Genomic DNA, 12,593 nt, shown 5'->3' with positions numbered 1-12,593 from the left:
GAGGGAAGGGCGCTGTGTAGCCACCCAGGATGACGTCTCGTCAGTCAGTTACAGCTTGTCCGACAGCTCATCCAGTATTTGCGCCAGATGGCGCGGGTGCGAAAAGAACGGAGAGTGTGAGCTGTCGATATTCCGCCGCAGATGCGCTGGAATGCGCTTGCTCATGTCCTTCTGATAGGCCGGATGGATGGTGTGGTCTTCATTGGTGCGGATATAGGCCTTTGGGACCTTGTCAAAGTGATCCCCTATTGAAAGCGGTGTGTCCTGTGGCTTGATGGCCTGCGGGCAGAGCCGGGCGAATGCATAGGGCAGGATCTCGGGCGTGCAATCATGATAGAACAGGTCCTGAACGCGGTCGGGATGCACGGTGTAGGACAGCCCGTCAGTGGATTTGTCGACTGCATCGCCAATGGTTTGCTCAGGACCTCTTCTGCGCATGTCGACCAGAGACAACCCATTTTGCGGGACATAGGCGCAAAGATAGATCAGCGCGCGCATGGCATGCGGGTCGGCCTCGGCCGCGGCGCTGATCGGATAGCCGCCCCAGGAATGCCCGACAAGGATCGCGTCTGGTGTTGAGGCCGCGAGCACGGCGTCTCGGCAGCTCTCCAGCGTGACATCGCAGACTGGTGTCGGGTCCGAGCCGTGGCTGGGCATGTCGATGGCACGAGCGATGTGGCCGAACGCTTCAAGCTCGGGTATCAGGTCGCGCCAGCACCAGGCGCCGTGACAGGATCCATGGACCAATAGAAATTCGGCCAAGGGACGCTCCTTCAGATGTGACCGATCTCGGTCAGAAATTGCCGCAAAAGGGCAGCGTATTCAGCGGGTTTTTCGACGCAGGGCAGGTGGCCCACCCGGCGTATCAATTCGAACCGCGAGCCGGGGATCAGGTCCACCGTTTCGCGTACCAGATCCGGTGGGGTCGAGCCGTCCTCACTGCCCGCGATCCCAAGGGTGGGCAGGCGCAGGCCGCTGGTCGGCGTGTAAAAATCGGTGCCCGCAATGGCGGCACAACAGCCCAGATACCCTTCGGACGGCTGTCTGACCATCATCTCGCGCCATGCGAGGTGCTGGTTGGCGGCCCGAAAATCGCGCGAGAACCACCGCTCCATCGTCGCATCGGCCAGCGCCTCGATCCCGCCGGTTCGGACGGCCTCCATCCGGTCCTGCCAGATTTTCGGCATCCCGATCTTGGCAGCGGTGTTCGACAGTACCAGCGCGCGGACCTGATCCATCCGTTTCACCGCCAGCCCTTGGCCAATCATACCACCAATCGACAAGCCAACGAAGACGCAATCCCGAATTTCGAGGTGATCCAGAAGCGCCTCGGTATCGCGGATCAGCGCGCCCATGGCGTAAGGCGCAGGCGGGACCGAGGATTTGCCGTGACCGCGCTTGTCATAGCGAATGATCCGCAGTCCGTCGGGCAGATGTTGCAGCACATCGTCCCACAGGTGTAAATTCGTGCCCAGCGAGTTTGCAAACACGATAGGCGCACCATCTGGCGCGCCATCAATCCGGTAGTTTAGCTGAACGCCACCCAATTCAGCGATCGTCATGCTTTGGTTCCTTGCTCGGCCTTTGCGTGCAGATTGCACAAACCCGATATGGGTGTCAGGTCAGGAATTCCAACGCACGCGCAAAGAGGCCTGGATCAACATTTCCGCCCGAGGCGACAACGATCACGTCATCCCCTTTGATCTGATCCTTTCGGAACAGGGCCGAGGCCAGCGATACCGCACCGCCCGGTTCCAGCACGATCTTGAGGCGCAAAAAGGCCAGCGCCGTGGCGTGCAGCGCCTCGTCCTCGGTGACCGACAGGCCGGGGCCGCAGAGGCGGTTGAGGATCGGAAAGGTAATGTCACCCGGTTGCGGGGTCAGGATTGCGTCGCAGATGTTGCCAGCAGTCGTAGGGTTGCTTTGGATCTGCCCCGCCTCCAGCGAGCGTTTGACATCGTCGAACCCGTCCGGTTCACACGGGCGGGCCCGCAGGCCAGGGGCGTGCGCCTCAAGCGCAAGCGCGATGCCCGAGGTCAGACCGCCGCCGCCGCAACAGACCAGAACGTCGGCATCGGTCACGCCCGCGGCTTTGGCTTGGCGCGCGATCTCGAGCCCGGCGGTGCCTTGTCCTGCGATGACTTGGGGTTCGTCGTAGGGGCGGATCAGGGTCAGGCCGCGTTCAGAGGCCAGTGCATTGCCAATCTCTTCGCGGCTTTCCGTGCTTCGGTCGTACAGGACAACTTCACCGCCCAAGGCACGCGTGTTGTCGATCTTCAGCTGCGGCGCGTCCGAAGGCATGATGATGACCGAGGAGATCCCGTGCTTCGCCGCCGCCAAGGCCACCCCCTGCGCATGATTGCCCGAGGAATAGGCGATCACGCCGCGCTGTCTTTCCGCCTTGCTCAGCGCCGAGATGGCCGACCATGCGCCGCGGAATTTGAAGCTGCCGGTGTGTTGCAGGCATTCGGGTTTGACCCACACCCGCCGCCCGGCGATTTCGTCCAGAAAGGGTGAGGTCAGAAGGGGCGTCTCGCGGACATGCCCTTGTAGCCGATGGGCGGCGGCTTCGATCAGCTCTAGTGTACTCATGCTTGGTCCAGAATCTTGCGAATAACGGTGAGGGATTGCGGCTCGTCCAGAAAGGGTACATGGCCGCGATCCGGGACTTCAGCCGTGATCAGGCCCGGATGGCGGGTCTGCATCTGTTTCAGTGTTTCCTGGCTGAGGATGTCCGAGTTTGCGCCGCGCAGAACGCCCGTCGGAATGCCCTGTAGCGCCTCGAAGAAGGGCCATAAGTCCGGCACGTTGGCAGCTGCGGCCTGCTCCAATAAGGCCGTGCGCAGGGCCGGATCATAGCGCAAGGCCAGCCCCTCCGGCGTTTCTTTATACTGGTTCTCGGCCTGTATGCGCCAAGTTTCCACGGGGACGCCGGGGAAGTGCGGCGCCATCACCGCTTTCAGGACGGCGGCGGCCTCATCGTAGGTCTTTGAGTTGGGTGCTACGCCCACGTAATCCATGATCCGAGAGATACCTGAGGGTTCGATCACCGGACCCACGTCATTGAGGATAACGCCCGCCAGCCGGTCCGGCTGCAGCGTCGCAAGCGTCATCGCAACCATCCCGCCGCGCGACGTGCCCAGAACCACCACCCGGTCAAGGGCCAGATGGTCCAGCAGTTCGACAACATCCTGAGTTTCGCGCAGGACGTTATAGTTCGCGTGGTTCGGATCATGATCCGACTGCCCACGCCCCCGCGCATCCAATGTGATAAGGCGGGCATCGGCTATATGCGGAGCAAGAAGCGAGAAATCGCGTCCGTTGCGCGTCAACCCTGCAAGACACAGAAGAGGAGTGCCTGTGCCACTATCCTCATAGTACAGCCGAAGCCCGTCAGACGTTTTGAATTCCGCCATTATAGCCCGGCCAGTTCGGGGATTGAGGTCAGGTCTGACAGAACATGCGCTGGTTTCCACGGCAGTCGATCCATCGGTTCGCCCGCGCGATTGACCCATGCGGTGACAAAGCCGTATCCGCTGGCTCCGGCAGCGTCCCAACCGTTCGAACTGACGAACAGAACCTCATCTCGGGAACAGCCAAACCTGTCTTGCACCAGATCATAGACCTTGGCGTGGGGTTTGAAGATACCGACGCTTTGGACCGACAGCACATCGTCCAAAACATCGCCAATACCGGCCGATTGCACCGCGCCATCCAACATGGGAGGCGACCCGTTCGACAGAATCGCCGTCTGCAACTCGCCTTGTTTCAAGGCCTGTAGCATCTGAGGCACCTCAGGATAGGCGCGTAGCTCCCAGTAAAGATCCAGCAGCCGTTGGCGCAGTTTGGCATCCCCATGCAGCCCCGTCGCCTCAAGCGCCCAGTCCAGCCCGTCTTGTGTGACATCCCAGAAATCGCAATGAGCGTCTGCGACGGCGCGCAGCCATGTGTATTGCAATTGCTTCAGCCGCCACTGATTGGCCAAATCTGGCCACGTATCGCGGACCGCCTCAAAACCGGGCTCGGCAGCGGCCTGACGTGCCGCAGCCGCCACATCGAACAATGTGCCATAAGCGTCAAATACACAGGTCTTGATTGCCATCAGCTCTCTCCCCTTTTTCTGGCGCAAGGTGGCACAAGAGGGCGGTGCAGGAAAGAGCCAAGGTCCGACAACATTTTGTCAGGCGCGGGCTAGTTAGGCGTAGTGCCAGTAGCGGTTTGCGCTTTTGCTTAAGCGAGAGACCAGGCATTTCTTCTGGCAGTCTCGCTGCTAAAGAGGCGTGCCCATAGCCTGCCGCTCAAGGGAGCAAAACCATTCCGATATAGATATAGTTGTGAGATTTGGTGGAGCCTAGGGGAGTCGAACCCCTGACCTCTTGCATGCCATGCAAGCGCTCTCCCAACTGAGCTAAGGCCCCTTCCAGGTACTGCCGAAGCAGTGGGCGGACGTTTATGAGACAGCGCGCACGAGCGCAAGAGCAAAATTTGAAATCTGCGAAAAACTATTCACCGCCTCGCAAACGAAAAAGGGCGGCCACTGGCCGCCCCGTATCGGATCAGTTTTCGTCTTCTGACGACATGTCCTTGATGTCGTCCAGCGAAACATCCTCATTGCCGTCGTCATCATCATCCAGCAGATCGTCATCCAGATCGACGTCGACATTGTCGTCATCATCCAGAACCAGATCATCCTCGGATGCGTTTTCGCGCGCTTTCTTGGTTGCCGCATCTTCGGCATCGGCGGCGATCATCCGGCTCTTGCCGGTTTCAAGTTCCACGATCTCGCCCGTGTAGGGGCTGACGATCGGGTCTTTGTTCAGGTCATAAAACCGTTTACCGGTGGTCGGACAAACGCGCTTTACGCCCCATTCTTCCTTGGGCATGTCAAATCCCCTTGATATCAGGTGAGTCGTCTAAAAGATTCAGTTCACCTGCCACAGGCGGCGGGTGCTGTCAAAGCCTTTGCGCGGAAGAGGACGGGATATGGGGGAACACGCTTTGCCGGGCAGGCCGCCAGTGCCGCTGACGCTGCGCAAATCCGCGCGGGCGCGGCGGATCAGTCTGCGGATTTCCCAATTGGACGGGCGGGTTACCCTGACCTATCCAAACGGCGTGCCCGAGAATGAGGCGTTGAACTTCGCGCGCAGCAAGGAAGATTGGATCCGCCAGCATCTGGCGGGCCAGCCCGAGCGGGAGGACGTTCGCGTCGGTGGCCTGATCCCTGTCGAAGGCGTTGAACGCCGAATCGTCCCGGCAACCGGTCGGCGCGTGCAGTTGGGCGCGGACACGGTGGCTGTCCCGGCAGGGGCTGAGGGGCGTCGATTGGCCCGTTTTCTCAAGGAACTTGCTCGGGATCGTCTGAACGAGGCCTGTGATGACTATGCCGCCATTCTGGGCCGGTCCTACACGACTCTATCGCTGCGGGACACGCGGTCGCGCTGGGGGTCTTGCAGTTCCCACGGCGGGTTGATGTTCTCGTGGCGCTTGATTCTGGCCCCGCCCGAGGTTCTGCACTATGTCGCTGCGCATGAGGTGGCGCATCTGGCGGAGATGAACCACTCGTCGGCCTTCTGGGCGCAGGTGGAGCGTATATTCGGCCCGTACGATGCCCCGCGTCGCTGGCTCAGGGACAACGGAGCCGTGTTGCATCGCTTCCGATTTGACGGGCCAGCGAGTTGACGTCACCGAATTTTGTGATCACATGAGGGCATGATAACGACAAGGCCTACGGACTCGAGCATCGCAACACATGATCGGGTCTATCGCACCCTGAGATCGCGCATTCTGCACGGAGAGATTGCGCCGGGCGAGGCTTTGACCCTCAGGGGAATCGGCAAAGAATTCGGTGTCTCGATGACGCCTGCGCGCGAAGCGGTGCGCCGACTGGCGGCTGAGGGGGCTTTGTTCTTGTCGTCATCGGGGCGCGTCTCGACGCCTGAGCTGACAAATGACCGGATCGAAGAGCTGGCCGCCCTGAGGGCGCTGTTGGAGGTTGAGCTGGCCAGCCGTGCCTTGCCTCGGGCGCATATGGCGCTGATTGACCGGTTGCAAAGCATCAATATGAACGTCGCCGAGATGGTGACCAAGCGCGATGCGGTGGGCTATATCCGGACAAACCTGGAATTTCACCGAACGCTCTACTTGCGCGCTCAGGCGCCTGCGATGTTGGCCATGGCGGAAACTGTTTGGCTGCAACTTGGCCCGACCATGCGTGCGCTTTATGGTCGTTTGCGGCGCACCGAGCCGCCGCATTACCACAAGCTGATCATCGCCGCGCTGAAAGCGGGGGACGAGCCGGGCCTGCGCCTTGCGGTCCGGTCGGATGTGACGCAGGGCTTGCGGTTGCTGGTGAGCTGAGCAACCAACCGCCGAGCGTCTCGATCAGGTCCAATCGTGGCTTGTCGTTCTGGTTTGCAAGCGCGGTCTGCGCTACTCTGGGGCAAATCACAAACAAGAGCAGATTTCAGTCATGATCAATAGACGCACATTCTCCCTCGGCCTTGGGGCGACCTTGCTGGCCGCATGTAGCGATGCGACCGCACCGGCGCGCGCGCCTGCATCCCGAATGCAGCCTGTTTCCAATGCGGGCTATGATGCCTGGGTGGCAGGTTTCAAATCCCGCGCTTCCTCACAGGGCATCTCACAATCCACACTGAACCGCGCCTTTCAGGGGGCAGGCTATCTGCCCGGTGTGATCGAACGGGACCGCAATCAGGTCGAGTTCAAACGCTCGCTTGAGGACTATCTGGCCATCGCCGCCTCGGATGAGCGGATCAGCACCGGCAAACAGATGCTGCAGCGCCACAACGGTGTGCTGTCACAGATTGAGGCGCAATATGGCGTCGACAAAGAGGTCGTCGTGGCCGTTTGGGGGCTGGAGAGCCGCTACGGAGCACGCCGCGGTGATGTGCCGGTGATCTCGGCAACCTCGACCTTGGCCTATGATGGGCGGCGCGGAGCGTTTTTCGAAAAGCAACTGGTCGCGGCCTTGCAGATCATTCAGGCGGGCGACACCTCGGCGGACAATATGACCGGCAGCTGGGCGGGTGCGATGGGGCATACGCAGTTCATTCCGACCTCGTATCTGGCCTATGCGGTCGATTTCACCGGTGATGGGCGGCGCGATATCTGGTCCGAGGATCCGTCGGACTCACTGGCTTCAACCGCTGCCTATCTGTCGCGGGCTGGATGGGTGCGGGGTCAGCCCTGGGGCGGAGAGGTCGGCACCGTTTCCGGCACGCCCGTCGCAGTCTTGCAGCCGCAGGTGCCGGGGCCAAAGATCGCCGTATTCCGCAATTTCAACGTGATCAAACGCTACAACAACTCGGACAGCTATGCGATCGGTGTGGGCCATCTTTCCGACAGAATCGCCGGAGGCGGCCCGTTCAAGGCGTCCTTCGGGCCGGATGAAACCGGCCTGACGCTGGAAGACCGCAAAGAGTTGCAACGCCGCCTGACCTCGGCCGGGTTCGATACCGAAGGCGCGGACGGGGTGATTGGCAAGAAATCCGAAGCGGCTATCAGTGGTTACCAGCGCGCCAATGGTCTGCCGGTCACCGGCAAACCTTCGGTTGAACTATTGCGCCAGTTGGGCGGCTGACGGATTACGCCGCCAGCCCTTTTGAGCCGATATCCAAGAACTTCTGACGGCGGTCCTTGATCAGGGCCGCCGCATCCTTGCCGTCCAGCTCTTTCAGCATGGCCGCAATGGCAGCACGGACCGATTCAATCGCGGCCGGACGATCCCGATGTGCCCCGCCTTTGGGCTCAGTGATGATGCGGTCGCAGACGCCCAGCTTGTACAGGTCCTGCGCGGTCAGGCGCAGCGCCTCGGCGGCCTCACGCATCTTCTCGGCGTCTTTCCAAAGGATCGAGGCGCAGCCTTCGGGTGAGATCACCGAATAGACCGAATGCTCCAGCATCGCGACGCGGTTCGCGGTGGCAAAGGCCACAGCCCCGCCAGAGCCACCTTCGCCGATGATGACAGAAACCAGGGGCACACCGATTTTCAGGCACATCTCGGTCGACCGGGCAATCGCTTCGGACTGACCGCGCTCCTCTGCACCCTTGCCGGGGTAGGCCCCTGCGGTGTCGATCAGGGTCACGACCGGCAGACCAAACCGCCCGGCCATCTCCATCAGGCGGACCGCTTTGCGGTAACCTTCGGGACGGGCCATGCCGAAATTCCGTTCGATGCGCGATTTGGTGTCAGAGCCTTTCTCATGCCCGATCACCATCACCGGCTGATCGTTGAACCGGGCCAACCCGCCGATCACCGCCAGATCGTCGGCAAAGTTGCGATCCCCGGCCAGTGGAGTGAACTCGGTAAAAAGCTCTTTGACATAGTCCTGACAATGGGGGCGCTCGGGGTGGCGCGCGACCTGACATTTCCGCCAGGGGGTCAGATCGGCATACAGCTCATCCAGCAGCTTGGCGGCTTTAGCATCCAGAGCCGAGGCTTCTTCGGCCACATCCATCTCTTCATTTGCGCGGGCCAGGGCGCGCAGCTCTTCTGCTTTGCCTTCGATCTCGGCCAGCGGTTTTTCGAAATCCAGATACTGGGTCATGACGCCTCTCAACGCGGAAGTTCCCTGCTATATGACGCGTGGTCGCTTGGGATGCAACTCAGCAAGATTTGTGAGGGCCGATTATGCGACCACGATTGGGCAGAGAGAAGGAAGGGATGCCAAATGGCAACCAGGTACGAGGACCGCATCCTGCGGGTGCTGACCTATATCCACGATCACCCCGATGGGGATTTGTCACTGGATGCGCTGGCTGATGTCGCCGCGATGTCGCGGTTCCACTGGCACCGCGTTTTCCGCGCATTGACGGGCGAGACCTGCGCCCAGGCGGTGCGTCGGATACGGCTGCACCGTGCGGCGGTTCAACTGGTCCGGTCAGATACCTCGGTTTCGCAGGTTGCGCATTCCGTTGGCTACCCCAACCCGAACTCTTTCATCCGGGCCTTTACCGAGGCCTATGGCAGCAGCCCCGCCGCTTTCCGCAAAGCCGGTCAGTTTCTGCCAGCCCATCCAAACTTCAAAACCGGAGGATATCCGATGCATCCCGTGACCACCCGAACCGAACCCGCCCGCCGTGTGATCGCCCTTCCGCACAAAGGCGCGTATTCCGAAATAGGCAAAAGTTTTGAAGCGTTCGGCGCACTGTGCGAATCTCGTCAGCTTTGGCCGCAGGTTGGCCCTGTGGTTGGTATTTACTTTGACAGCCCAGATGAGGTGCCAGAGGATCAGTTGCGCAGCTATGCCGGGGCCGAATTCCGTGGGAAAGGTACTCCCGATGGGATGGAGGACGTGCAGATCGCCGGGGGAAAGACAGCGGTGCTAACCTACAATGGGCCCTATTCTGGCCTAGAGGCCGCCTACCACAGCCTGTTTGGGAATTGGCTACCAAAGTCAGGGGAAGAGCCAGCAGATCAACCCTGCTATGAGATCTACCTCAACGATCCGCGCGAAACTGCGCCCGAAGATCTGTTGACCGAGATATGCCTGCCGCTGAAGTGATCAGCTCGGCCACAACACCGGATAGAGCGAGGCCACTAGTAGGGCCGCCATTGTCCAGTTAAACACCACCAACCGGCGCGGATTCGTCAGGAGCCGCGCCATTTGTTGCCCCAGAACCGTCCAGGTGCTGACCGAGGGCAAGTTGACCGCTCCGAACACAAGCGCGACGATGATGATGACGTTGAGAGTCTGCCCTGGCGCATAAGCCGTTGTCGCGGTCAGCGCCATCGCCCAGGCCTTTGGGTTGACCCATTGAAAGGCGGCGGCTTGTAGAAAGCTCATCGGCGTACCCACGGCAGCGCCTTTCTCGGCCGGTGCGGCATGCGCGATCTTCCACGCCAGATACAACAGATACGCCACCGAGGCCGCCTTCAGCACCGTGTAGCTGACCGGGTATTGGTTGAACACCTGCACCAGACCCGCGCCCACCAGCAGCACCATGAAGGTGAAGCCAAGCCCGATTCCCAGCATATGAGGAATCGTGCGCCGAAAACCGAAATTGGCACCAGATGCCATCAGCATCAGGTTGTTCGGGCCCGGCGTAATGGACGAGACGAAGGCAAAGGCGATCAGGGCCAGAAGGATATCGTAGGTCATGTGGGGGATATTTACCGCAAATGCCGCAAATGAAATTGCGTTATTGTGCGTGAACGGTCTAAATTAGCAATTAATGACTAAAATGGATCGAATAAACCGCGAAATATTGCGCGAACTCTCAACGGATGGGCGCATCAGCAATCTTGAGCTTGCGGATCGTGTCGGGCTGTCCCCCTCGGCCTGTCTGCGCCGCGTGCAAGAGTTGGAGAAGGCCGGAGTCATCACCGGATATCGCGCTGTTCTGGACCCGACCGCGCTGGGCAAGGGGTTTGTCGCCTATATCGGCGTTGGTCTTGGCGAGCATACAAAGGCCGCTCAGGAAGGATTTGAGCGGGCCCTGCAGCGCGCGCCCGAGGTGGTTGAGTGCCACAATATCACCGGTACAATCGAATACCTGTTGCGCGTGGAGTGCGCGGACCTTCCGTCGTACAAGATTTTTCACACCGATGTGCTGGGAACATTGCCTCATGTCACGTCGATCACGTCTTACGTTGTCATGGGGTCGCCCAAGGATTTGCGAGCGTAGCTTGGCTTTCGCGCTGGTATCACACCCTTGCGGGGTAAAAGCTCAGGTCTTAGGGTCGTTGGCAAAGACGCCCAAGACGAAATGGGCGCGTATACTGGGAGACCATCATGAACCATCTTCAAATTGGGTTGATCGCGTCCGCGCTCACCATTCTTGCCGGATACGTCGGGGCGGCGCCGCTCAAGCTGGAACCGGCTAACCCGCAACCTGGCAATGTGCAATCCGGCCTTAATGTGAAATATGCATGGAACGGAACGCAGCGCAAAATTCGCGATCTGAGCCACGCCAAGTCCCTATTGCCCAACGCTGAGGTCGGCACACCTCTGCTTGGATTGGACTACCGAGACACTAACAAGGGTGACCCTGTTCTGACTTTCGGTGAATCCGTCAATGTCGTGGCTGATATCAACGGCTACATTCGCTTTGATTCCCCAGGCATTTATGAGCTTGAAACATGGTCCAATGATGGGCTCGAGGCATTTGTCGGAGGGCAACAAATCGGGTTTGTTAGGGGCATTCAGGGTTGCGAGGCCAACCAAAGAACCGAAGTCGAGGTTCCGAAAGCCGGATGGTACCCACTTCACATCGTCTACTTTCAGAAGCTCGGCACTTCTTGTTTGATGATGAAATGGGGCAAGCAGGGCGAAGACTTTACTTGGACACCTGACAGCGCGTTCGGCCGCTGAAAGCAGTACCTGCAATAGGAAGAGCGCCAAATTGGCGCTCTTTCATTTTTAGTTTAACCGTTCGCAGCGATCAGCTCGGATTGCGCCACGATGACCTCGGCCTGCTTGATCGACGCGATGTCGACCAGACGGCCTTTGTAGACTGTCGCGCCTTCACCATTGGCTTTGGCCTGTTCCATCGCGGCCAGGATTTCGCGCGCCTCGGAGACAGCCTCATCCGATGGAGTGAAGACCTGATTGGCCAGCGCGATCTGCTTGGGGTGGATCGCCCATTTGCCGACCATACCCAAAGTGGCCGAGCGTTTGGCCTGCGCGATATAGCCCTCATCGTCGCTGAAATCGCCAAAGGGCCCATCGACTGGCAGAACGCCATGGGTGCGGCACGCGGCGACGATGGCCGCCTGCGCCCAATGCCACGGGTCCGACCAATGCTTCTCACCTTCGCGCAGCATGTAGTAGTTCTCTTGCGTGCCGCCGATTCCGGTGGTCTGCATGCCCATGGACGCCGCGAAATCCGCAGCCCCCAGGCTCATCGCCTGCATCCGGGGCGATGAGGCTGCAATTTCCTCGACATGGGCAATGCCGGCCGCGGATTCGATGATCACCTCGAACGAGATCGGCTTGCTCCGACCCTTGGCGCGCTCAATTGCGGTGACCAGAGCGTCGACGGCGTAGACATCCGCCGCGCAGCCGACCTTGGGGATCATGATCTGGTCAAGGCGGTCTCCGGCCTGTTCCAGTAGGTCCACCACATCGCGGTACCAATAGGGCGTATCCAGCCCGTTGATCCGAACGGACATGTATTTGTTGCCCCAATTGACGGAGTTCAGCGCTTCGATGACATTGGCGCGGGCGACGTCCTTGTCAGAGGGTGCAACCGAATCCTCAAGATCCAGGTTGATCACATCCGCAGCAGAGGCCGCCATCTTCGGGAACAGCTTGGTGTTCGAGCCGGGGCCGAACAACTGGCAACGGTTTGGCCGCGCCGGAGCGGCGGGTTGGATGCGGAAACTCATCGGGACCTCGCAAGAGTAATGAAGTTACGTTTTGGTTCTCGTTCGGGATATTAAATTGCGCAATGCGGCGCAAGGGTCATTGTGCAGATGCGGCAATGCGAGCGCAGCATTTGTTGCGCAAGGTGCAGTTTGCGAGTGCTTGAAGATTGTTCAGTTTTAAAACTTCGAAGAATTTTGCGATTAGATGCAAAAATGCGCGAAAAAATCTTGGCGAGGGTGTCTACGTGGCGAAAATTCGCGAAAC

The 12,593-nt window shown here is 59.9% G+C and carries 15 protein-coding genes and 1 tRNA gene; 6 read left to right on the top strand and 10 right to left on the bottom strand.

Annotated elements, in window-relative coordinates; translation table 11 throughout:
* Nucleotides 1–48 precede the first annotated feature (48 nt).
* The 7 genes from ACR0B5_RS09720 to ACR0B5_RS09690 form a co-directional block, all read right to left on the bottom strand.
* Nucleotides 49–762 (bottom strand): alpha/beta fold hydrolase, encoded by a 714-nt coding sequence (locus ACR0B5_RS09720; RefSeq protein ID WP_480540161.1) that lies wholly within the window; start codon nucleotides 760–762, stop codon nucleotides 49–51.
* An 11-nt stretch (nucleotides 763–773) separates the two neighbouring features.
* The gene (pcaD, locus tag ACR0B5_RS09715) at nucleotides 774–1,562 is read right to left on the bottom strand and encodes a 3-oxoadipate enol-lactonase (protein ID WP_480540160.1); all 789 of its coding nucleotides are present in this window, start codon (nucleotides 1,560–1,562) and stop codon (nucleotides 774–776) included.
* Between the two features lie 55 nt (nucleotides 1,563–1,617).
* Entirely contained in the window at nucleotides 1,618–2,592 is a 975-nt protein-coding gene (locus ACR0B5_RS09710; protein WP_480540159.1) for a threonine ammonia-lyase, read from the bottom strand.
* The gene (locus tag ACR0B5_RS09705) at nucleotides 2,589–3,416 is read right to left on the bottom strand and encodes an alpha/beta fold hydrolase (protein WP_480540158.1); all 828 of its coding nucleotides are present in this window, start codon (nucleotides 3,414–3,416) and stop codon (nucleotides 2,589–2,591) included. Before ACR0B5_RS09705 ends, ACR0B5_RS09710 begins: the two co-directional genes overlap by 4 nt.
* Nucleotides 3,416–4,102 (bottom strand): haloacid dehalogenase type II, encoded by a 687-nt coding sequence (locus tag ACR0B5_RS09700; protein ID WP_480540157.1) that lies wholly within the window; start codon nucleotides 4,100–4,102, stop codon nucleotides 3,416–3,418. The genes ACR0B5_RS09705 and ACR0B5_RS09700 overlap by 1 nt, the downstream gene beginning before the upstream one ends.
* Before the next feature lie 240 nt (nucleotides 4,103–4,342).
* Nucleotides 4,343–4,418, bottom strand: a tRNA-Ala gene (locus ACR0B5_RS09695).
* 138 nt (nucleotides 4,419–4,556) lie between these two features.
* On the bottom strand, nucleotides 4,557–4,883 hold the full coding sequence (locus ACR0B5_RS09690; protein WP_480540156.1) for a TIGR02300 family protein: 327 nt from the start codon (nucleotides 4,881–4,883) through the stop codon (nucleotides 4,557–4,559).
* A gap of 100 nt (nucleotides 4,884–4,983) precedes the next feature.
* On the opposite strand from ACR0B5_RS09690, the gene ACR0B5_RS09685 reads away from it, so the two are divergent.
* From ACR0B5_RS09685 to ACR0B5_RS09675, 3 genes are all read left to right on the top strand, one after another.
* Nucleotides 4,984–5,679, top strand: a complete 696-nt coding sequence (locus tag ACR0B5_RS09685) for a M48 family metallopeptidase (RefSeq protein WP_480540155.1) — start codon at nucleotides 4,984–4,986, stop codon at nucleotides 5,677–5,679.
* Between the two features lie 30 nt (nucleotides 5,680–5,709).
* Nucleotides 5,710–6,357 (top strand): GntR family transcriptional regulator, encoded by a 648-nt coding sequence (locus ACR0B5_RS09680; RefSeq protein WP_170377611.1) that lies wholly within the window; start codon nucleotides 5,710–5,712, stop codon nucleotides 6,355–6,357.
* A gap of 112 nt (nucleotides 6,358–6,469) precedes the next feature.
* Entirely contained in the window at nucleotides 6,470–7,600 is a 1,131-nt protein-coding gene (locus ACR0B5_RS09675) for a lytic murein transglycosylase (RefSeq protein WP_480540154.1), read from the top strand.
* A 4-nt stretch (nucleotides 7,601–7,604) separates the two neighbouring features.
* Here the strand turns inward: ACR0B5_RS09675 and ACR0B5_RS09670 are convergent, their stop codons facing one another.
* On the bottom strand, nucleotides 7,605–8,567 hold the full coding sequence (locus tag ACR0B5_RS09670) for an acetyl-CoA carboxylase carboxyltransferase subunit alpha (RefSeq protein WP_170639227.1): 963 nt from the start codon (nucleotides 8,565–8,567) through the stop codon (nucleotides 7,605–7,607).
* Nucleotides 8,568–8,690: 123 nt separating this feature from the next.
* Between ACR0B5_RS09670 and ACR0B5_RS09665 the strand changes: the two genes are divergently transcribed.
* The gene (locus ACR0B5_RS09665; RefSeq protein WP_480540153.1) at nucleotides 8,691–9,524 is read left to right on the top strand and encodes an AraC family transcriptional regulator; all 834 of its coding nucleotides are present in this window, start codon (nucleotides 8,691–8,693) and stop codon (nucleotides 9,522–9,524) included.
* Here the strand turns inward: ACR0B5_RS09665 and ACR0B5_RS09660 are convergent, their stop codons facing one another.
* Nucleotides 9,525–10,121, bottom strand: coding sequence for a LysE family translocator (locus ACR0B5_RS09660; RefSeq protein WP_480540152.1), 597 nt, complete (start codon nucleotides 10,119–10,121; stop codon nucleotides 9,525–9,527).
* Nucleotides 10,122–10,194: 73 nt separating this feature from the next.
* On the opposite strand from ACR0B5_RS09660, the gene ACR0B5_RS09655 reads away from it, so the two are divergent.
* Both ACR0B5_RS09655 and ACR0B5_RS09650 read left to right on the top strand, forming a co-directional pair.
* A complete protein-coding gene (locus ACR0B5_RS09655; protein ID WP_480540151.1) occupies nucleotides 10,195–10,647 on the top strand; it encodes an Lrp/AsnC family transcriptional regulator in 453 nt (150 codons plus the stop codon).
* Nucleotides 10,648–10,754: 107 nt separating this feature from the next.
* On the top strand, nucleotides 10,755–11,333 hold the full coding sequence (locus ACR0B5_RS09650; RefSeq protein ID WP_480540150.1) for a PA14 domain-containing protein: 579 nt from the start codon (nucleotides 10,755–10,757) through the stop codon (nucleotides 11,331–11,333).
* A 53-nt stretch (nucleotides 11,334–11,386) separates the two neighbouring features.
* On the opposite strand, the gene ACR0B5_RS09645 is transcribed toward ACR0B5_RS09650, so the two are convergent.
* Nucleotides 11,387–12,349 carry an L-malyl-CoA/beta-methylmalyl-CoA lyase gene (locus ACR0B5_RS09645; protein WP_170555683.1) on the bottom strand — a complete coding sequence of 321 codons (963 nt, stop codon included), beginning with the start codon at nucleotides 12,347–12,349 and terminating at the stop codon, nucleotides 11,387–11,389.
* Nucleotides 12,350–12,593 lie beyond the last annotated feature (244 nt).

It is taken from the genome of Ruegeria sp. AG1 (genome assembly GCF_056541705.1).
The sequence above is the reverse complement of the archived record's forward strand: the minus strand, read 5'-3'. Positions and strand labels throughout refer to the sequence as shown.